Origin of the sequence: Flavonifractor sp. An100 (assembly GCF_002161175.1) — a bacterium.
GTDB lineage: Bacteria > Bacillota > Clostridia > Oscillospirales > Oscillospiraceae > Lawsonibacter.
In genome coordinates this window covers 21,155-41,122 of the sequence record NZ_NFMA01000006.1, presented here as the reverse complement: position 1 = coordinate 41,122, position 19,968 = coordinate 21,155, and the positions used below count along the sequence as shown (strand labels likewise).

Below are 19,968 nucleotides of genomic sequence, written 5' to 3'. Positions count from 1 at the left end.
TGAAAAAGATGATTTAAGGAGAACAAGTCATGAATGACGATAAAAAAGCAAAAAAGCAAGTTCTTGACCTCGAATTTGATGACATATCTGAATTAGATGAAAGCACTTTTGACATTGGTGTTGATGCCACCAACACGGCTGTTTTAGGTGTTAATGCCACCATGGCAGGGCTTCAAACTACGGCACTGCAAGATGCTATAAATAACTATGCTCAAGCACTTAATGAGTCAGCTATAGCGAAATCCACAGGACTTCCTGTCCAAACTCCCTCCGCACAATACAAAGGATTTGCCGCTGAAGAGTACTTTAAGCAAACATTGAAAATAAATGCGCTGGCAAAAGGTATTCCTGATTGGCAGTTGGGTGCATATACGAAAGGTTCTCTACCAGATGGCACTACTCTGTCCGGTATTGATATGGAAACAGATATTACAGTGTTTACAAGGAAGAATCCCTGGAGCTCACCCGAGCGAGCAGCAAATTATCAATCTAAAATACATAACAATGCTGCAGACTATGCAAAAGACATCGCCAACGCACAATATGATAATGTTGATTTTGTAGGTGGAGCGGGTCAAGGTGTCAACGATACCGTAACTGTAGATGTTGGAAACAAAACAGTTTCCTCTGATTCAATAACTCCCGAAGAAGCAGAACGACTTGCAGATGCCATGAAAGAGCAAAATGTTCCTGAATACCAGCATAGCGCAGAAAAAAAGGCCGAATTAAACAGGGTTAAATTAGGACAGGCTGTAGCCATGGGTGCCGCTACAGGTGCAATTTTATCAACAGTAAAGGAAATCATCTCTGTCATTAAAGAACGAGATAATCTTCCAGAGAATCAGTTTGTCAAATCGATCCAACACATTCTCTGTGGTACGGTTGAAGGTGGTATTCGTGGCGGTGCGATTGCTGGATCAGTTCAACTATTGGGAAAAGCTGTTGGCAAAGAAATTGTCGAGAATTCTATTGGTGCTGTCCCAGCTATGGCAATAGCAAATACCACTGTGGATTTTGCAAAAGACCTTTATAGAATGTTTGTTATGCATACTATTGATGCTGATGATTTACTATGTAATACCGTCAATAATACATTTTCTTCTTTTGCTGGCTTTGGCGGCTCTTGGGTGGGTGCTCAGATTGCTGGTTCTTGCCTATCTGTTCAGACTGCTGCCGCTGCCGGAGCTTCTATCGGCTCTGTTTTAGGACCCTTGGGAACAGTGATCGGCTCTGCGATTGGTGGCTTAGTTATCGGATATGGAGCAACCCTCATAATTGGTACAGCAAATAAAGATGCACAAAAGGCATTTAACCAGTGTATTGCTGATATTAATTCGCAGGTTGAGCTTACTGGATGTGATACCATGTATTGTTTTGCGGATGCAATGTCGGAACTTTCTGAGTTCAAGCTGTCTTTTAAGAATCTCCTACCGTGCTATAATTTAATTTCTGATTTGAAGGAATACAACCTTCGCAAAAAGGCAATCAAAAGTGTCCACGCTCAGTTGGATGCAAGTCTTGAAAATATTGAAATATCCAAGCGTCGTGCGTTGGAGAGCCTCGCAGAGCAGTATTCCGCCCGCTTGGCTAAGCTGGAATCTTGTTTTGAAGCACAACGGCAAGCATTGTATGAACAGTTTAAAGATTCGATGGAGACATATGTTTCCAATGCTTATGCTCAGTACGTAGGCACTTTCAATTTTTATCAGCTTGAAATTTCTTCTCTTGAAGCACAGTTAACCCAAAATACTACACTGCATAATGAAATACTTGACCGGCTCAAAAACCGTAATGCTGCAAATGAGCATTTAAACACAATGCTTGAAGAACTAATGGAGGATGCCGGTTCTGCACACTTGGTGAAACCTTTCGTAAACCGACTTTATGTTGAAATGCAAAAAGATGAGTTGACTTTAGAGAGACAGTATTTATCTTTTGAGGAAGCGTTGGCGATGCAAGGGGTGTTAAGGTATGAGTATGTGGGATAATCTATTGCCGCATCGTTTTTTCATAAATCGTGCGCTTCGCAAAGCATCAGATGAACTGCGAGATCATATTGATTCGTACCGAATTGAGCATGAGATGGCAGTTCAACGATGCCGCAACGAAATTGAAGCTGCTAAAGTAGAAAAAGACCGGCAATTCGAGTTGCGGAAACAAGAATATTTACATGAGTTGTCTCAGGACAGCTATGCATTGGGCGAATTGCAAACACTTTTTCTAGATTATGTAGATCTTCACTTGAAGAAAGAACTTCTTTATTTGATCAAGAGCAAAATGATACTCGAATTGCAGTTGCTCTATGAATACGGTGATTTTCTAACCGAACAGATGAGGCTGATCGGTGAAGAAATCTCGATATTGGAGCAACGACAGGAATCACTTTCGCTACAAGTAAGAATAGATGATGTTATTGCGCTAATCAGTATAACGGGCGCAGACTTGTCCTGCGATGCTTCCGATAATCCTAAAACACTACTTGAAAAAGTGAATTTAGTTATCTTTGAATGTAAAGATATATCCCCACAGACTAAATCGGCGTTGGTTAGATTAAAAAAACTACTTCAAGAGCGAGCAGAGTATCTGCCACTGATTCAGTACATTGCATGGCTGATTCAGCAAAAGAAAAGCCTCAGTCAAGACCTTTTTAGAGAACGTAGGACGATAAACGAGTCAAAAAAGCCGCTAAAAAATCAGCTCTCCGCCATTAAGGCGGAGCTGAATCAGTTGAACGCAGTAATGTTAGACAAAGCCATCTGTATTAGGAGTATTTGGGCAAAACCTTTGGCAGAGATATTTGTAGAACTTGCTTCAGTTACAGAATTGTTGGATCAAAAATATGCTCGTCAGAAGTATATCAGTGCTGAAATTCGAACAATGAAAAGCGAACGATCGAACGATAGCGACCGTTGGGAGCAATTACAGGCCGAAGGAAAGTCGGTTTATGAAGCCATCGGGCAGTTAAATAGCAAGAAAACGAATCTATTTGAACAACGGCAACAGTGGTTTAATCGAAAGAACAAAGTGCTCGATTTGTTCAAAAAGAATAGAGTGTTTCTGCTATCGCCAAAAGATGGCCATACTTCCGATGAAATTAGGGTATTAACGCAAAGACGCACGGAACTTCTTAGGAAAATAGAAGATGTTAACCTATGCTTGAAAGAGCAAAATGCACAGGTCTTGAGTGAGCGTTGTCATCAAGAGACTGTACTTGCTGGGCAGATACTGACAGCAGAAAAAGCTATATCAAAGAAAAAACAAAGTATGGTCGAAGCTGAACAGCGAGTAAAAAAGTTGAAAGAACAAGATACTCGTTCTTTCGTCGCACGTATTTTTTCGGAATCAAAAGATGTAATAAAGGCAAAAGAGCGCCAAGATGAAGTTCGTTGTGAATTACTGCAGGCAGAACAACATTTAGCTGTATTACAAAACAAGCTAAACGCCGTTAATGCGGCTTGTGAAAAGCAATTATTACAGGTCAACCAACAACACAAGCGCCAAATAAGCGAATATCAAGGAGATATCTCAGGCATCGATCTCGCTATAGCTTTTATACAGAAAAAGAAAAAGAGGTAGAACTATATGGAAGTGAAATTCGATTTTACACTGAATTCACGCCGCTTCGGTGTCGTTGAACAAGCGATATTCAAACTCGTTCTACGAGGTGTCAGTTCTGCACAAGGAATATCTGAGCTTTTATGGATCTTTTCAGATGATGTTAAAGCCACAGCAATACAGAAATTGGTAAATAGCCAAGCGCTCCGTGCAGATTTGGCATCGAGCAAATTATATTTGTCCGATGGAATTGTTGCAATTATTGGCGCTTGCCACGATTGTACCTATACAGTTGAGATACCGGAAATACTGCTATCGCACACGACTGACGGCACAGTCTTAGTTAAAAACCGTCAAGTAATTGCAGCTATTCTTAATCATATCCTGCCTGATATAAGTGTTGATTTCTTTGCGCCGGTGCTATTCTTTAGCATTACCGAGGTGAAATGCGAACATGAATAATGAATATTGGACTGAACATTTGCAACAATGGAAAAAGTTTTTAACTGAGCGGTCCCTACAAGTAGATGATGTGGGCGAAAAAATCAAAATCAACAGGCAAAGTAAGGTTTTGGAACAAATACGATATGCTGCTGTTTTGAATCCAAGTTTGCTTCTCGAATTTATTGACCCTACAGCGGCTCCTTCACCTAAAAACGATACGGTGGAATACAATCTTGAACTAAACGAATCCCAAAAGCGAGCTGTGTCGCTTGCATTAAGTGACAATGTTTTGTCATTAATACAAGGTCCCCCTGGAACGGGTAAGACACAGGTGATTGCGGAAATATGTCTCCAGCTATATCGAGCAAACCCAAATGTTCGAATCTTGATTTGCTCTGAAACTCATATTGCAGTGAACAATCTTATTTCTCGCCTTACCGAGTATAGTGACACAATTCGTATTGTGCGAATCAGAGATAAGGAGCAGGACAGTTTTTCGGAAGAGTATTCTCCTGAAACAATTATAAAAGGATATGCTAATTGGCTTCAGAAGAATTTGGAGAACGAAGAACTTGCCGAGCTCATTATTGAAACAATTTCCAAATATGAAGATAGAAGTTTGGAGAAAGCATTAACCTTATCTTCAAATATTGTAGGTATGACCTGCAACCGAGTAGGCGCATATTCATACGACGCCTCGGCAGAAATGTTCGATGTTGTTATCATTGATGAGGTTTGTAAAGCGACTTTGCCTGAAATTCTCATGCCTTTGACGGTGTCAAAAAAAGCCATTCTCGTTGGTGACCCCAAACAACTGCCGCCTGTATTCTGTTCTGAAGAACTTGATATTATCCGTAGCATAGAAAATTGCCATCTGCAAAAATATATGTATATTGATCGACTGTTCTCTTTGTCTAAATGCGTCACATTGCTTGATACCCAATATCGCATGGCAAAGAAGATCGGGGCACTTGTTGGAGAACTGTTTTATTCTGGGAAGCTGATAAATGGCCGCACATCTGAAAATCTTGGAAAAGTAATGTGGTTAGACTATAACCCAAGTCAGTGCTGGCCAGTGACAACAGATGATGATAAACAGCAAATTTATAATCTTGATGAATGTGCCATTGTGTCATCACTAATCTGTCAGTTAGATACAGAATCAAACAGAGAACAGTCGATTGCTGTGATCGCACCTTATAGAAGCCAAGTCAACAAGCTAAGGAAAATAATACGCTCACTAAATTCAAGATATGTAAGTATTAGAGTGGATACAGTGGACGGTTTTCAGGGAAAAGAAAGCGATATTGTTATTTTTTCTCTCACTCGCACACATGGCTCCTATAGATTTCTCGCAGATGCTCGACGGTTAAATGTAGCACTATCACGAGCTAAAGATTCCATCTACATGGTTGGTTGTTTGAAATATGCAAAGGAAAACAATTTGCTGAATGCAGTTTCGAGTTATTGTGATATTGAGTTTTTGGCAGACCTTTGAATCGAACTTCCGATTTGTGCTAAGTCTCACCGATGACATTAAGCAAAGTACACGGACGAGGCAAACAACACTATTTTGCTTGCCCCGTCTGTGTACTTCAATTAATTTTCAAACGGCTTATATACCGTCACAGTTTTTAGATACTTCACAGGATCGCCGTTGAGTATCAAGTCTGCATACTCAGCCGGAGCGTTATAGATCAACCAGTCCAACTCAGACCGTTCATACATATTGTCGGTTACTTCATTCTCCACGGCGATGGTATCAATGGCAATCATATTGCCATCAGAGAATTTCAGTTCCACGCAAGCGGTGTCCATATTGAACTCACAGGAAAGTAATTGTTTCATAAGATTGTCCTCCATGATCGTCATAAAATAGCATAAGCCCGTCTGAATCCCTGTTAGGAATCAGACGGGCTTCCGTATGCACCCCGAAATCCGTCAGCTAACAATTGATAAGTAATTTAGTTCCTTATCACTGTTAAGCCAACCGTTTCCGGGCTTTTTAAGCTCGAAAATTCACGGATGATTTCATAGATGCCAACCACTGTTTTCCCCTAACTGGTGGGACTCGAACCCCCTTTTTTCAGCGATTGGCAAATCCGAAACCATGTGGTGCCCTTTTTGAAGCGGTAATTTTCAAAAAGGGCGCTATTTTTTCTACCAATAGAATACACAAAATTTGAGGCGTCAATTTGTTGGTCACGACGGACCATCAGATTGGCGCCCTTTTTGCTTTCAGACAAATTCAAAAAGGGCACTAAATATCAGGAGGTAGTAAATGAACCGAGAACAATTTTTTCAGGAGCTTCGCACAGCTCTCCACCGTGAGGGATTCACTCCGCAGCCGGAGCAGGACGAATTGCTTCCTGTGGGGTGGGATGGTCTCCCACTCTGCCGGATCACGGCGGACGGAGGCGTTCGCTACTGGCAGGAGGATGTAGCGACGCCGGAACGGGAACGAGCCTGTGAGCGAGCCACCGATCTGGCCTGCACCGTGCGGGAGTACATGACACTGCTGGAACAGGCCCCGCCCCTGCAAGCCCAAAGCCTGACCGGTGACTACCGCCTGCTGGCTGACTTCAATGGAGCCGTGCTGGCTGCCCATCCCACCCGGCTTGGCGTCCAATTCGTCACATGGGACTGGAGCTTCGACCGCACAGGTCTCAATCAGGGCAATTACTTTCAGGAAAACTATGCAGGTGCCAAACAGGACTTCGCCATCCGCGCCGGCCTCATTTCCAAACAGCAGATCTTCAATCAGGAGCAGCTTATCGAAATCTACCGGTGCTGCTCTGACACCTTAGACGCTGGTTTTGATTTGACTGCCGAGCAGGAAAAGTGCATCCGGGGAGTTCAAGAGCAGATTGCCATTGCAGCTCCCGATGCTCTGGATCGCATAAGGGAGCAGGAGCAGCACCTCATGGAACCCTATAACCAAGAACCGATCATGTAATATTCAAGCGCCGGAGTTTTAGAAATAAGACTCCGGCGCTTTTTTGCTTTACTGAAAGGAGCACACCACTAATGACACGCTACTTCATGCGGGATACACCGCTGTGCCAGATGGAACAGCAGATGATGACCCCGCCCTATTTTAAGCCCAGAGGCCATGGCCGATACTATCCCGGTTTCCAATATAGCAGAGATGACATGGAGTGCCCATAGTACCGGGGAACACCTCGTAGACGGTCATGGTTCCCTCGCCGCTCTCATTTCGCAGCTGATAAACGCTGCACCCACCGCTCTTGGCCAGGAGGCGCAGATCCGGCTGGCTGTCCTGTAAAAATGCCACTGCGGCTCAGCTCCTTTCTCAAAGTTCCAGCACCCGATCACAGGCACACTGGAGAAATTCGCGGTCATGGGTTACCACCAGAACCACCCGCCCCTCGTCCGCCAGTTCCCGTGCGCAGCGAGCCACTTCCTGCATCCTTGCATATCCGGAAACGCATGAAACCCGTTGAGCGAGAGCACGATGTCGAAACTGCCATCCCCAAAAGGCAGCGCCCCAACATCCCCCTGCTGAAAGCGCACATGGGCAAGTCCCTCGCCCCGGGATTTTGCCCGCTCCAGCATCTCCGGCGAGTAATCCAGGCAGGTGATCTCCGCCTCCGGCATTTCCCGATAGAGGGGCATGGTCAGTATGCCGGTACCCACGGGGACTTCCAGCAGTCTTCCGGAAAACCCCTCCGGTATTCCGGAAAGGGCGGCGGAAAGGTAGTCCTGGGTTTCCGCCCGGCCCATTCCCCATACCAGACGGCACACCGCCCGGCCTGACAGGGTGGAACAGGTGATCATGCCATCATAAAATGTCCGTTTGCCTCCCAATCCCCGGTAGGCGTTTTGAATCCGCTCTTCTTGTCCCATTTTTTCACCTTCACTCACTCAAGCACCCAGCGCCACATCCAGCGTCATCATGAGGGTAAAACCGACTGCAAACAGAATAGTCCCTATATTGGAGTGCTTTCCCACTGACATCTCCGGGATCAATTCCTCTACTACCACATAGACCATCGCTCCGGCGGCAAAGCTCAGGGCGTAAGGCAGTACCGGAACCAAAATCCCCGCCAGAAGGATGGTCAGAATCGCACCTATGGGCTCCACTGCACCGGAAAGCGTTCCGTACAGAAAGGAACGGGATTTGGAGAATCCCTCCGCTTTCAGGGGCATGGAAATGATCGCGCCCTCCGGGAAGTTCTGAATGGTGATCCCCAGTGAAAGGGCCAGCGCCCCCGCCAGCGTGATACCGCTGTCTCCGTAGAGCCACCCGGCGTAGACCGCGCCCACCGCCATTCCTTCCGGAATATTGTGCAGCGCCACAGCCAAGGTCAGCATGGTTGTTTTTCCAAGACTGCTTTTGATGCCCTCGGCCTCCGCGCTGCCGCGGTGCAGATGCGGAATCAGCCGATCCAGTCCCAGCAGGAATAGGATGCCGAGCCAAAAACCTGCAACGGCGGGGACAAAGGACCACCGCCCCATGTCCGCCGCCTGCTCCATTGCGGGCAGCAGCAGGCTCCAGATGGAAGCCGCCACCATGACCCCCGCCGCAAAGCCGGTGAGCGCACGCTGTACCATCTCACCCAAATTGTTTCGCATAAAAAAGACGCAGGCCGCACCCAGCGTCGTCCCCGCAAAGGGAATCAGCAGCCCTTGCCATAGCTCAATCGGCATATTCTCCTCCAATCTTACCGCAGTGGTTTTCTGTAAAGTCTATCCGGATGCTCCGGAGGCACATAGGTCCGTCGGCCAGCAATGCCAGGGCTGACGGAAATGATAGAACGCAGGATGAGGAACGCCTGTACGGAACCCATTTTGATTTCGCGCTTCTCCATAGTCCAACTTTTTAAGGGTAGGCACTCTATCTTGATTATAGTTAGCCATCGCTAACCAGTCAAGTCATTTTCTCTATTTATAAATCATTTTCCCTCTAAGTCGCTTTTCCAGATTTATGATTACATGGAACCAATCGCTTTTTATACCCCTTCCGATCCAGCTGCAGATTGACAATACGCTGCAAGTTCGATATACTTTACATATACCCCTAATGGTATGGAGGCGACTATTGTGAGACAGTGCATGGATGCGGATAATCTACACCGCAGACTCAAGAAAATCATTGGTCAGGTTCAGGCGATTGACCGAATGATAGATGAAGATGTCCCCTGTGAGGATGTTCTTGCTCAAATCAATGCTGCCAAATCTGCGCTTCACGGATGCGGAAAGGTGGTTTTGGAGGGGCATATTCGCCACTGTGTCCGGGATGGCATTGAGCACGGGGATGCGGATAAAACAATCGAAAGTTTTACAAAAGCTGTAGAACGATTTTCCAACATGGGTTAATACCCAATGAGGCAGCCGAAAGGCTGCTTTATTTCTTGACAAAATATACCCCCATGGGTATAATATACATATACCCCCTACCGTATGAAAGAGAGGAACAATCATGATAGTGCTTGTCAAAAGGCTCGAATCGTTATTGGAATTGGGCGGCATCAAAAAGGATATTATCTTTTTAATTATCTCCGGAGCTGCAGTGCTGCTTAGCCTGCTGGATGTCCGTCCATTTCCTTTTGATATGGCATGGATTGCGATTATCCTGTGTGGTATTCCGATTATTTTAGAGGCGATTATTGGTCTGGTCACCTCCTTCGATATAAAGGCGGATGTGCTGGTATCATTGGCTCTGATTGCCTCTGTTGCGATTGGTGAAGATTTTGCCGCAGGTGAAGTGGCGTTTATCATGCAGCTTGGCAGCCTACTGGAGGAACTGACTGTAGCCAAAGCCCGCGCCGGGATTGAAAAGTTGGTGCATCTGACACCCCAAACGGCTCGGGTGCTGCGCGATGGAAAGGAAAACATTGTTCCTGCTGAACAGGTGCAGGTTGGAGATCTGCTCCGCGTTCTGCCGGGAGAAAGCGTGCCGGTGGATGGCAGAATCGTATCTGGGCAAACCTCGATCAATCAGGCTGTGATGACTGGTGAATCACTGCCCGTAGACAAGACAGTGGGGGACGAAGTGTCCAGCGGCACAGTGAATCAGTTCGGCGCTTTTGAGATGGAAGCCACAAAGGTGGGTGAGGACAGTTCGATTCAGCGTATGATCCGTCTGGTGCAGAGTGCAGATGCAGGAAAAGCCAAAATTGTAGGGCTTGCCGATCGTTGGGCAACCTGGATCGTTGTGATCGCCTTGAGTGCCGCAGCCATCACTTGGCTTATCACAGGGGAGATCATCCGTGCCGTAACCATTCTGGTGGTATTTTGCCCCTGCGCTCTGGTGTTGGCTACCCCTACCGCAATCATGGCCGCCATCGGAAACGCCACAAAACACGGCTTTTTGGTGCGCGAGGGGGATGCGCTGGAGCGGCTCGCAAATGTAAAAGTAATAGCCTTTGACAAAACAGGCACGCTTACATACGGGAAGCCAAAAGTCATGGATGTTGTAAGCGTATCCGATCAATATACAAAAGAACAGATTTATCGTTTGGCCGCTTCTGTTGAACTGCTGTCAGAACACCCTCTGGGCAAAGCCGTAGTAAACTGCTATAAAAGCGAATACGGTGCGGAACTGGAACCAGTGCATCATTTCCAGATGATTCCCGGCAGAGGAGTTTGCGCACAAACAGAGGCAGCAGAACTCCTGGCAGGTAATCTGGAACTTTTGAATGAACATGGCGTCTTTATGGAATCGGTTCCCACAGTGGATGAAACGATCTGCAAGGGCGGGACTATTATCTATCTTTCGGCAGACGGTATGCTTGCCGGCTATCTCACTCTCTCCGATACGCTGCGGAAAGAAAGCGCAGATATGATCCATACGCTTTTTGAACTAAATGTACAGCCGGTATTGTTGACCGGAGATCATGAGAGTGCCGCAAACGCCATTGCAGGTCAGCTGGACATTCATGAAGTACACGCCAATTGCTTACCAGAGGACAAGCTGAATTCCATTGGCGCATATCAGGAAACAGGGAAACCCGTGTGCATGATCGGGGACGGCATCAATGATGCTCCAGCCTTGAAAAAAGCAGATGTGGGCATCGCTATGGGCGGCGTTGGCAGCGACATTGCTGTAGACGCAGCAGATATCGCGCTGGTAGATGACGAAGTAAAGGAACTGCCGCATTTGATTGCGCTTTCCAAGCGAATGATGACAACGATCAAGTGCAATCTGACATTTTCTATGGCTCTTAATTTTTTGGCCATCATTCTCGCCATCAGCGGGACTTTGAACCCTGTAGTCGGAGCATTAGTACATAATGCGGGCTCAGTACTTGTTATAGCAAACTCTGCAATTTTATTGAATTGGGAAAAAAGATAATGCTATTTCACATTCGATAAAAACATATGAATCCAAAAGAGGGAGTGCCGCCACCGGAATGTATCCGGTGACAGCACTCCTCATTTATAACGGTTTAGGCGTTCCTTCTCTCAGAGCTTCCACTGGCCGGACTCTTTACGGCCGGATACGAACGCTTGATACAGGCCCTCCTGGGCCATGAGCTGGCTGTGGGTGCCCCGCTGAACGATCTGTCCGCCGTCCAGCACCAGGATCTGGTCGGCGTTGCGGACCGTCTTCAGCCGGTGAGCGATCATCAGAATGGTCTTGTTCCGAGTCAGGGCTTCAATGGCCTTTTGCAACCGGTCCTCATTCTCCGGGTCTACATTGGCGGTGGCTTCATCCAGAATCACGATGGGAGCGTCTTTCAGGATAGCCCGAGCAATGGAGATGCGCTGCTTCTCGCCGCCGGAAAGACTGGAACCACCCTCGCCGATGACGGTGTCATAGCCTTGGGGCAGGGTGAGAATGAAGTCGTGGCAACAGGCTTTCTTCGCCGCAGCCACCACTTCCTCGTGGGTGGCATTGGGGCATCCAAACTTGATGTTGTTTTCCACCGTGTCGGCAAAGAGATAGACCTTCTGAAATACCATGGAGATCTGATCCATCAGGTCCTCCAGAGTATAGTCCTTCACATTCTGACCGCCCACAAGGACGGTGCCGCTCTCCACATCCCAGAACCGGGCGATGAGATTACACAGTGTGGTTTTCCCGGAACCGCTGGGGCCCACGATGGCGGTGGTGGTTCTGTCCGGGATGGCGAAGGATACATCCCGCAGGATAGGCCGCTGGTCATAAGAGAACGAAACATGGTCGAAGGTAATGCTGTGCTCCCTGGGCGTGCCGGCCCGACCGGTCTCTGCCAGCTGGGGCATGGCGTCCGTCTCATCGGCATGGGCCATGCAGCTGCTGACGATACGCAGCAGGGACATGCCGCTGCCCGCCGAGGAGATCTGAGCAAAGACCAGGAAGGACATGATGACCACCATCAGAGCGTTGGCCAGAATCATCGTTCCGGAGAGATAGAACCATACCGCCGCAAGCATCATGGCCACGCTTCCCAGCTGGAGCGCGATCCCCTGCGCCATAATATAAGGGGTGAACATCTTTTCGATGTTCAGGTTGCTGCGGCAGTTGTATTCCAGTGCTTCCTGCAAGGTGCGGTCACCCCGTCCGGTGAGGTTGAAGGACTTCACCACGCTCATGCCCTGCACATACTCCAGCACCGCCTCCACCAACTTGGCCTCGGACTTCTGACGGTGCGGGGCGAGGGCGGCGGATTTTTGCTCCATGGCAGAGGTGATGAACAAATAAACTGCTGTGGCCGCCACCACAATGAGACCGATCCGCCAGTCAAAAATCAGGATCATCACCGTAAAGACCAGAGCGTTGAGCATCCCGCCCAGCATGGTCACCAACACCATGGGGGCCACAGTCTCCACATTGTCCAGTACAGTGGTGCAGACCCCGGTGAGCTCTCCCAGGCTGTTGTCGTTGAAGTAGCCCATGGGGACGGATTTCATCCGCTGCCCGATTGCCACGCGCTTATTGGCCGCCATGAAGTACCCGGCGTGGGTCTGCTGGAGTTGGGAGAAATACTTGGTCACGGCGCTGCCCAGAATACTGACTGCCAACAGACCCAGCGCCTGCCACGCCGTGGCATGGCCGGTTTTTCCATCCAGCAGAGCCAGGATGGTGTAGTAAATGGCGGCGATCTCAAACATATGGAACACCGCGTTGAAAAAGCAGGCGATCACCGAGCGCCGGATGTTGCGCTGTTCCTTACCGGCAAACCGCCAGATATCTCTGAATGTCTCGATCATACCGTTTCTCCCTCCTTTGCGCCCATGTGAGCCTGCCACAGATCGGCGTACAACGGACAATGGCGCAGCAGGTCTTCATGCCTGCCCTGCGCCTCGATGCTTCCATCCTTCACCACCACGATCTGATCAGCGCCGGTGATGGTGGACAGGCGGTGGGCAATGACGATGACCGTCTTACCCTCCACCAGTTTTGCCACTGCCCGCTGGACCACTGCTTCATTCTCCGGATCAATGTAGGCGGTGGCCTCGTCCAGAATCACCACGGGGGCGTTTTTCAGCATAGCCCGGGCGATGGCGATACGCTGCCGCTCTCCTCCGGAGAGATGGGCGCCTCCGCCGCCCACCCGGGTGTCATAGCCATGCTCCAACTGGCGGATGAAACCGTCGCATCCGGCGGCTTTGGCGACTTGTTCCACTTCTTGATCCGTGGCATTTACCCGTCCCATACGGATATTTTCCCGGATGGTATCGTCAAAGAGGTAATTGTCCTGAGAAACAAAGGCCACCTGGTCATAGAGTTGTTCCAGCGGGATACGGCTTTCCTCCACGCCGCCCAGGGTAATGCGGCCCTCGGTCACATCCCAGAAACCGGCGATGAGCTTGGCAATGGTGGACTTGCCCGAACCGGAGGGACCAACCAAAGCGGTGAGGCTGCCGGCCGGAATGGTGAGGGAGATGTTGTGGAGGATCTCCTTGTCCTGGGCATACCCAAAGGAGACATGATCCAAGGTGATATCCGGTCTTCCCAGCTGTGCCGGCTGTGTTCCGTGATCCTGCTCCGGCTTCAGGAGGATCTCGTCCACCGAACCTACGATGGTACCCACCTTGGCAAGATTATCCACAAAGCCCATGGCGGCAATGAGAGGTCCCACAATGCTCATGGACAGGATGATGGTGGTGAGAAATACCTCTGCGGACAAGCTGCCGTCCGTGTAGAAGATCCAGCCCACAGGCAGCACCGTAATAAGCGTGGTGGGAGCGATGGCATAGGCCAGCGCCATTCCGAACTGGCATTTCTTCATCCAGTTGTAGTAGTAGGCAGCATTGGCCCGTACCCGGGAGGAGAACTTCTCATAGGAGTTCTTTCCCTGATTGAAGGCCTTGATGACCTCAATGCCACCGATGTACTCCACAATGGTCTCGTTCATAGCCTGGGTCGTCTCCACCGCACCCTGATAGTCCTTGCCATAGCTGCCCATGATGGCCATCATAAAAGCCATGCCCACAGGAATGGACACCAGACTCAGCAATGCCATGCGCCAGTCCAGCGTAAACAGATACACGAGAACGCATACCGGCGCCAGCAGATTGGAGGTCATCTCCGGCAGCAGGTGGGCCAGTGTCGTCTCCATACTCTCCACCTGATCTACCACGATCTGTTTGAGCCGGCCGCTGGAGGTGTCCAGAATGTCTCCCAAGGGTAAGCGGGGCATTTTGGACAGAACCATCTTCCGGATGTCCCGCAGGATCTGGAAGGTTGCCTTGTGGGAGAGGGAAAGTGCCAGATTGTAAAGCAGAGTTTTGGCCAGATAGCCACCAAGGGCCACCATGCACCACAGAAGATAGAAGTTCCAGTCCCGCTGCCCGGTGAGAAGCGCTACCAGGATACGCCCTGCCGAGAGATACGGCAGCAGACCCAGCAGGACACCCGCCACCGCGCAGAAGATGGCGGCAATCAGGCCACCGTGATGATCCTTGCCCAGCTGCCACAACCGCAGCAGTGGGCTTTGTGTTTGCTGCATAAATAAGCCTCCTTTAGTTAGTTATTGCTAACCTTTGGTTCTATGAAAAGGCCGCCGGAAAAGCGGCCTTTTGCACTACCGGAAGTTTTCAGGATGAAAAATCGTTTCAAATCCTGCCATGTGATAGCGGTTGAGCTGGCGGACATAGTGGAGCGCCCGGGCCTTATCCATGCGGTGCCGCACCGGCTCAAACATTCCGTTGAAGTAGGCGGTGGTAACGATATGGATCAAGTCCTCAGTGACCTGACCGGAGCGGACGCTCTCACAGCCGATGACCTCCATGTATTTGTAGGTGTAACTGACTTCGATCTCCACCAACTCGTCAATATAGTGGGCATATTCCGTCCCAGCGCCCCGGCGGAGCAGCAGTTCAAACTCCGGCAGGTGCTCATAGATGTAATCAAACAGTCCCTCCTGGGCATGGGCGGTGTAACGCCCCATCTCCTCCTGCTGGGTTGGGCCGTCAAACCGGTGAAAAGACTCCTGAATCTCCAAAAAACGGCGCTTCAGCTCTCCGGCAGCAGGCTCCACCAGGGCCCGGAACAATCCCGCCTTGTCAGTAAAGCGGGTATAGATGGAGCCGGTGCTGGTTCCCGCCGCCTTGGCGATATCCCGCAGGGATGCCAGAGCAAAACCTTTTTCCAAAAATTCCTGACGGGCGCAGCGAAGCACATTTTCATAGACCCCTTCAATCTGCTTTGCCATGGTATCGCCTCACAATTCAAAACAGTGTTTCAAAACGATGTTTTGAATATACAACCAAAAAGCGAGTTTGTCAAGAGAGGATTTCCCCTTGACAGTGATAGAAAGGGATGCTATATTGATAATCGGATTATCGGTAATCAAATTATCATTCGTTGGGAGGGATGTTATGGCAAAACCGGATACTTCCATTGACCCTCGGATCATGGACAGCGCCAAAGAGGAGTTCCGGACGCTGGGCTTTGAGAGGGCTTCCCTGAAATCCATCTGCCAGCGGGCTGGGGTGACAACCGGCGCCCTTTATAAGCGTTACGCCGGAAAAGAGGAACTGTTTCGCGCTGTGGTGGCGGATACGGTGGCGGATTTGGATGCTGTTTATGAGGAGCGGACAGCGGTACCGGCATCTGCTCTCTCCGATGAAGACCTGATCCGGGCGTGGTATATGGATGAGGAATATATGCTGTGGTGGTTCCGCTTTCTCAATGAGCGGCGGGATGGCTTTGTGATGCTGCTTACCGGAGCGGAGGGTACTGCCTACGCCAACTTTCAGCACGACTGGGTGGAGAAAATGACGGAAGGCACCTGGACCTACTATGCTGAGGCCAGACACCGAGGGTTATGTACGGTGGATATGACGCAAGAGGAACTTCATGTAGTTCTGTCCGCTTTCTGGACCACCATTTACGAGCCCTTTATCCACGACTTCACCTGGCCGGAGATCCAGCGCCACTGTACTCTGGTCTGCCGTCTCTTTGACTGGTACGCCGCCCTGGGATTCCCCAAGGGGTGAAAAACGCCTCTCCGGAGGCTTTTTTCTCGCTAATAAGTTAGCAATAACTAACCAAAAGGAGTGATACTGTGTTTCAAAAAGTCCTGCGCTACACTGGACGCCACCGGAAGACCACCTACGCCTCCATTCTGGTGCTGGTGGCCGGTGTGGCCATGAGCGTGCTGCCCTATTTCTTCCTCTACCGCCTGCTGCGGCCCCTGCTGACTGGGGGCAGTCTCACTTTGGAGGAAACCCTGTTCAACGCCGGGGCCATGGCTCTATGCATGGTCCTCTACGGTCTTTTTTATGTAGAGGGGCTGGCACTGTCCCACCGTTCTGCCTATCATACGCTGGAAAACCTCCGGCTCCATCTCCAGAGCAAGCTGGAAAAGCAGCCCCTGGGCGCGATCCAGGAGAAGGGCGTTGGAGTCTGGAAGAAGATGTTCATTGACGACATCGAGAGCATGGAACTTCTGCTGGCCCACGCCCTGCCGGAAGGGCTGTCCAATCTGGCGGTGCCGGTGGTGGTATTTGTGGCCATGTTCCTCACGGGCTGGAAGCTGGGTCTGCTTTCCCTCTGCTCCCTCCCGCTGGGCGTGCTGGCTATGGGCATGATGTACCGCTCCGGCATGAGAAAGATGGGGGACTACTACGCCGCCGGGCAGAAAATGAACAACACCATCGTGGAGTACATCAACGGCATGGAGGTAGTGAAGGTCTTCAACCGGGATGGAGAGTCCTATCACCGCTTTGAGGCCGATGTGAAAAACTACCGGGATTTTACTCTGGATTGGTTCCGGGCCTGCTGGCTGTGGATGGCCCTCTACACCAGCATTTTGCCTTGCGTGGCGCTGGTTCTGCTGCCGGTCGGCGGCTATCTGGTACTCACCGGCGCCTCTACCTTGCCGGATTACGCGCTGGTATTGTGCATGTCTTTTTCCGTGGGACCGCCTCTGATCCGAGCCATGAACTTTATGTCGGTGCTGCCCCAGCTGAGCTACAAGATTGACCAAATGGAATCTCTGTTCAATATTCCGCCCCTGAAAGAAGGAAAAACGGATTTCAACGGAAACGATTTGCAGATCCGCTTTGAGAATGTGCGGTTTTCTTATGAAAAGGACGAAGTCCTCCACGGCATCTCTTTCTCTGTCCCACAGGGCAGCCTTACCGCTTTGGTGGGAGAATCCGGCAGCGGGAAGTCGACCCTTGCCAAGCTGCTGGTCCACTTTTACGATGTGACGGACGGACGCATCACGCTGGGGGGGCAAGACCTGCGAGAGATGTCCCTCGCCTCTCTGAATGAGCAGATCTCCTTCGTCGCGCAGGAGCAGTTCTTGTTCAACACCAGCCTGTTGGAGAACATCCGGCTGGGAAGACCCGGCGCCACCGACGAGGAGGTGCTGGCGGCGGCGGAACGGGCTCAATGCGGAGAGTTTCTGAAACGGCTGGAAAAAGGAATCTATACCATGGCCGGCGATGGCGGCAAAGGGCTTTCCGGCGGGGAGCGGCAGCGGATCGCCCTGGCCCGGGCGATTTTGAAGGACGCTCCCATCGTGGTGCTGGATGAGGCCACCGCTTTTTTGGACCCGGAGAATGAGGAGAAAATGAACGCCGCCATTGCCGAGGTGATCCGGGGCAAGACGGTCATCGTCATCGCCCACCGGCTTCAGTCCATTGCAGGTGCCGATCAGATCGTGGTGCTGGACCAGGGCAATGTGGCAGGGATCGGCCGCCACGATACCTTGCGAAAGACCTGCCCCGCCTACGAAAAACTGTGGCGGGCTGCCGAGGGAGCCGCTGCCTGGCGTGTCTCCGCGAAGAAAGGAGGCGACGAAGCATGATCGCACTGATGAAACGAATCCTGTCCGTATCCGGCCCCTACCAGGGGCGGATCAAGTTGGCTTTCGTTTTTGCTTTTTTGAAGGCCATGCTGTCCAAGGCTCCCATCGGCTTGTCTTTCCTGGCCCTGGGTGCCTTTCTCCAGGGAACCATAACGGCACGGCTGTGCCTGTGGCTGGCGGTGGGCACGGTGGGCTGCGTGCTGCTGGAGTGCCTGTGCCAGAATATCGCCGACCGGCTCCAGGCCGCGGCGGGCTATATGGTATTCGCCGATCTGCGCATGGAGCTGGGGCGGCATCTGCGCCGCCTGCCCATGGGCTATTTCACAGAGGGCAACATCGGCAAAATCAGTTCCGTTCTGTCCACCGACATGGTGTTTATTGAGGAGAACTGTATGCACGACATTGCCAACATGATGAGCTATACCTTTGCCCAGGCCATTCTGGTGCTGTGGCTGGCCTTCCTGAATTCCTGGCTGGGACTGGCCGCCTTGGTGGTGGTAGGGATTATTTGGCAGCTGGGCCGCGCTTCCCTGGGGAGCACCCTGGCTCACTCTGATGTCCGACAGGAGCAGAGCGAGGCTCTCACACGGGCGGTACTGGACTATGTGGAGGGCATCGGCATCGCCAAGACCTTCAACCTGCTGGGAGAGCGTTCCGCGCAGCTCACCGAAAATTTCGCCCGGAGCCGCAAGGTCAGCATTGCGTTCGAGGAAAGCCAGGCCCCCTGGATGCGGGCCCTTTATCTGGTGTGCGGTCTGGGCTCGGTGCTGATAATTCCCCTGTCTCTCTGGCTCTATGGCCGGGGGCAACTCTCCATCACCTTCCTGCTGGGTGTCTTGCTCTTCGTCTTTGACCTCTTTGGCCCCATTAAGGCACTCTACAGCCAAGCCACCCGCCTGACGGTGATGAACGCCTGCATGGACCGGATCGAGGCGGTACTAGCCCAGCCAGAACTACCTGACCGGGGCCGGGAGACCTTACCCAAAGCCGGCGGTGCCCCGGAGGTGGAGTTCCGAAATGTCACCTTCGCCTACGGGGAGAAAGAGGTACTGCATGATGTCTCCTTCACGCTGGAGAGAAACCGGATGCTGGCCCTGGTGGGCCCCTCCGGCGGCGGCAAGAGTACGGTAGCCAACCTGCTCTCCCGGTTCTGGGATGTGAAACGGGGGCAGGTTCTGGTACGGGGCAGGGACATCCGCGATATTCCTCTCTCTGATCTGATGGATCAGATCTCTATGGTTTTCCAGCGGGTCTACTTATTCCAGGATACCGTCTATAACAACATCGCCATGGGACGGACAGACGCCACACGGGAGGAGGTCTATGAGGCAGCCAGGAAAGCCCGATGCTATGACTTCATCATGGAACTGCCCGACGGCTTTGACACGGTCATCGGCGAAGGTGGAGCCAGCCTCTCCGGTGGAGAGCGGCAGAGAATCTCCATTGCCCGCTGCATTCTGAAGGATGCCCCCATCGTCATTCTGGATGAGGCCACTGCCAGCGTGGACGCCGACAACGAGAGCTACATCCAGGAGGCCATCACCCAGCTGTGCCGGGGTAAGACCCTGCTGGTCATTGCCCACCGACTCAATACCATTCGCCACGCCGATGAGATCCTGGTCATCGACCAGGGGCGCATCGTCCAGGCCGGCGACCATGACAAACTTATGGCGGAGGAGGGCATTTACCGCCGCTTCATCACCGCCCGCTCCAATCCCACCGGTTGGTGCCGGTAAAGGCAGAGGCGCGAAAGAAA

At 50.9% G+C, this 19,968-nt stretch carries 17 protein-coding genes; 10 read left to right on the top strand and 7 right to left on the bottom strand.

Annotated features, from left to right (window positions below; all coding sequences use genetic code 11):
- The first annotated feature begins 29 nt into the window (after positions 1 to 29).
- The 4 genes from B5E43_RS05080 to B5E43_RS05065 are packed head-to-tail and all read left to right on the top strand — an operon-like array spanning position 30 to position 5,497.
- Positions 30 to 1,988: a hypothetical protein gene (locus B5E43_RS05080; RefSeq protein ID WP_087394270.1), complete on the top strand. Its 1,959-nt coding sequence runs from the start codon at positions 30 to 32 to the stop codon at positions 1,986 to 1,988.
- A complete protein-coding gene (locus tag B5E43_RS05075) occupies positions 1,972 to 3,576 on the top strand; it encodes a hypothetical protein (RefSeq protein ID WP_143382946.1) in 1,605 nt (534 codons plus the stop codon). The genes B5E43_RS05080 and B5E43_RS05075 overlap by 17 nt, the downstream gene beginning before the upstream one ends.
- Positions 3,577 to 3,582: 6 nt before the next feature.
- Entirely contained in the window at positions 3,583 to 4,017 is a 435-nt protein-coding gene (locus B5E43_RS05070) for a hypothetical protein (RefSeq protein ID WP_087394266.1), read from the top strand.
- On the top strand, positions 4,010 to 5,497 hold the full coding sequence (locus B5E43_RS05065) for an AAA domain-containing protein (protein WP_087394264.1): 1,488 nt from the start codon (positions 4,010 to 4,012) through the stop codon (positions 5,495 to 5,497). The genes B5E43_RS05070 and B5E43_RS05065 overlap by 8 nt, the downstream gene beginning before the upstream one ends.
- Positions 5,498 to 5,598: 101 nt before the next feature.
- Here B5E43_RS05065 and B5E43_RS05060 read toward each other — a convergent pair whose 3' ends face one another.
- Complete coding sequence (locus tag B5E43_RS05060; protein ID WP_087394262.1) at positions 5,599 to 5,847, bottom strand: DUF6061 family protein; 249 nt, start codon at positions 5,845 to 5,847, stop codon at positions 5,599 to 5,601.
- Positions 5,848 to 6,280: 433 nt separating this feature from the next.
- On the opposite strand from B5E43_RS05060, the gene B5E43_RS05055 reads away from it, so the two are divergent.
- Positions 6,281 to 6,955, top strand: a complete 675-nt coding sequence (locus B5E43_RS05055; protein WP_206406929.1) for a hypothetical protein — start codon at positions 6,281 to 6,283, stop codon at positions 6,953 to 6,955.
- Positions 6,956 to 7,096: 141 nt separating this feature from the next.
- Here B5E43_RS05055 and B5E43_RS15450 read toward each other — a convergent pair whose 3' ends face one another.
- From B5E43_RS15450 to B5E43_RS05040, 3 genes are all read right to left on the bottom strand, one after another.
- A complete protein-coding gene (locus B5E43_RS15450) occupies positions 7,097 to 7,294 on the bottom strand; it encodes a hypothetical protein (RefSeq protein WP_087394260.1) in 198 nt (65 codons plus the stop codon).
- A 71-nt stretch (positions 7,295 to 7,365) separates the two neighbouring features.
- On the bottom strand, positions 7,366 to 7,866 hold the full coding sequence (locus tag B5E43_RS05045) for a class I SAM-dependent methyltransferase (protein ID WP_242964717.1): 501 nt from the start codon (positions 7,864 to 7,866) through the stop codon (positions 7,366 to 7,368).
- An 18-nt stretch (positions 7,867 to 7,884) separates the two neighbouring features.
- The gene (locus B5E43_RS05040) at positions 7,885 to 8,670 is read right to left on the bottom strand and encodes a ZIP family metal transporter (RefSeq protein ID WP_087394258.1); all 786 of its coding nucleotides are present in this window, start codon (positions 8,668 to 8,670) and stop codon (positions 7,885 to 7,887) included.
- A gap of 393 nt (positions 8,671 to 9,063) precedes the next feature.
- Here B5E43_RS05040 and B5E43_RS05035 point away from each other — a divergent pair, with 393 nt between their 5' ends.
- Both B5E43_RS05035 and B5E43_RS05030 read left to right on the top strand, forming a co-directional pair.
- The gene (locus B5E43_RS05035) at positions 9,064 to 9,339 is read left to right on the top strand and encodes a metal-sensing transcriptional repressor (protein ID WP_087180278.1); all 276 of its coding nucleotides are present in this window, start codon (positions 9,064 to 9,066) and stop codon (positions 9,337 to 9,339) included.
- 103 nt (positions 9,340 to 9,442) lie between these two features.
- The gene (locus tag B5E43_RS05030; protein WP_087394256.1) at positions 9,443 to 11,317 is read left to right on the top strand and encodes a cation-translocating P-type ATPase; all 1,875 of its coding nucleotides are present in this window, start codon (positions 9,443 to 9,445) and stop codon (positions 11,315 to 11,317) included.
- A gap of 110 nt (positions 11,318 to 11,427) precedes the next feature.
- Here the strand turns inward: B5E43_RS05030 and B5E43_RS05025 are convergent, their stop codons facing one another.
- From B5E43_RS05025 to B5E43_RS05015, 3 genes are all read right to left on the bottom strand, one after another.
- Positions 11,428 to 13,158: an ABC transporter ATP-binding protein gene (locus B5E43_RS05025; RefSeq protein ID WP_087394254.1), complete on the bottom strand. Its 1,731-nt coding sequence runs from the start codon at positions 13,156 to 13,158 to the stop codon at positions 11,428 to 11,430.
- The gene (locus B5E43_RS05020) at positions 13,155 to 14,900 is read right to left on the bottom strand and encodes an ABC transporter ATP-binding protein (RefSeq protein WP_087394252.1); all 1,746 of its coding nucleotides are present in this window, start codon (positions 14,898 to 14,900) and stop codon (positions 13,155 to 13,157) included. The genes B5E43_RS05025 and B5E43_RS05020 overlap by 4 nt, the downstream gene beginning before the upstream one ends.
- Positions 14,901 to 14,975: 75 nt before the next feature.
- Positions 14,976 to 15,605 (bottom strand): TetR/AcrR family transcriptional regulator, encoded by a 630-nt coding sequence (locus B5E43_RS05015; RefSeq protein ID WP_087394250.1) that lies wholly within the window; start codon positions 15,603 to 15,605, stop codon positions 14,976 to 14,978.
- A gap of 166 nt (positions 15,606 to 15,771) precedes the next feature.
- On the opposite strand from B5E43_RS05015, the gene B5E43_RS05010 reads away from it, so the two are divergent.
- The 3 genes from B5E43_RS05010 (at position 15,772) to B5E43_RS05000 (ending at position 19,948) form a co-directional block, all read left to right on the top strand.
- A complete protein-coding gene (locus B5E43_RS05010) occupies positions 15,772 to 16,392 on the top strand; it encodes a TetR/AcrR family transcriptional regulator (RefSeq protein ID WP_087394248.1) in 621 nt (206 codons plus the stop codon).
- Between the two features lie 68 nt (positions 16,393 to 16,460).
- Positions 16,461 to 18,212, top strand: coding sequence for an ABC transporter ATP-binding protein (locus B5E43_RS05005; protein ID WP_087394246.1), 1,752 nt, complete (start codon positions 16,461 to 16,463; stop codon positions 18,210 to 18,212).
- Positions 18,209 to 19,948 (top strand): ABC transporter ATP-binding protein, encoded by a 1,740-nt coding sequence (locus B5E43_RS05000; RefSeq protein WP_087394244.1) that lies wholly within the window; start codon positions 18,209 to 18,211, stop codon positions 19,946 to 19,948. The genes B5E43_RS05005 and B5E43_RS05000 overlap by 4 nt, the downstream gene beginning before the upstream one ends.
- Positions 19,949 to 19,968 lie beyond the last annotated feature (20 nt).

What these genes read in the sequence shown, in the direction of transcription:
- B5E43_RS05080 (WP_087394270.1), top strand. Translation starts at nt 30, where the DNA reads ATGAATGACGATAAAAAAGCAAAAAAGCAAGTTCTTGACCTCGAATTT.
- B5E43_RS05075 (WP_143382946.1), top strand. Translation starts at nt 1,972, where the DNA reads ATGAGTATGTGGGATAATCTATTGCCGCATCGTTTTTTCATAAATCGT.
- B5E43_RS05070 (WP_087394266.1), top strand. Translation starts at nt 3,583, where the DNA reads ATGGAAGTGAAATTCGATTTTACACTGAATTCACGCCGCTTCGGTGTC.
- B5E43_RS05065 (WP_087394264.1), top strand. Translation starts at nt 4,010, where the DNA reads ATGAATAATGAATATTGGACTGAACATTTGCAACAATGGAAAAAGTTT.
- B5E43_RS05060 (WP_087394262.1), bottom strand. Translation starts at nt 5,847, where the DNA reads ATGAAACAATTACTTTCCTGTGAGTTCAATATGGACACCGCTTGCGTG.
- B5E43_RS05055 (WP_206406929.1), top strand. Translation starts at nt 6,281, where the DNA reads ATGAACCGAGAACAATTTTTTCAGGAGCTTCGCACAGCTCTCCACCGT.
- B5E43_RS05045 (WP_242964717.1), bottom strand. Translation starts at nt 7,866, where the DNA reads ATGGGACAAGAAGAGCGGATTCAAAACGCCTACCGGGGATTGGGAGGC.
- B5E43_RS05040 (WP_087394258.1), bottom strand. Translation starts at nt 8,670, where the DNA reads ATGCCGATTGAGCTATGGCAAGGGCTGCTGATTCCCTTTGCGGGGACG.
- B5E43_RS05030 (WP_087394256.1), top strand. Translation starts at nt 9,443, where the DNA reads ATGATAGTGCTTGTCAAAAGGCTCGAATCGTTATTGGAATTGGGCGGC.
- B5E43_RS05025 (WP_087394254.1), bottom strand. Translation starts at nt 13,158, where the DNA reads ATGATCGAGACATTCAGAGATATCTGGCGGTTTGCCGGTAAGGAACAG.
- B5E43_RS05020 (WP_087394252.1), bottom strand. Translation starts at nt 14,900, where the DNA reads ATGCAGCAAACACAAAGCCCACTGCTGCGGTTGTGGCAGCTGGGCAAG.
- B5E43_RS05015 (WP_087394250.1), bottom strand. Translation starts at nt 15,605, where the DNA reads ATGGCAAAGCAGATTGAAGGGGTCTATGAAAATGTGCTTCGCTGCGCC.
- B5E43_RS05010 (WP_087394248.1), top strand. Translation starts at nt 15,772, where the DNA reads ATGGCAAAACCGGATACTTCCATTGACCCTCGGATCATGGACAGCGCC.
- B5E43_RS05000 (WP_087394244.1), top strand. Translation starts at nt 18,209, where the DNA reads ATGATCGCACTGATGAAACGAATCCTGTCCGTATCCGGCCCCTACCAG.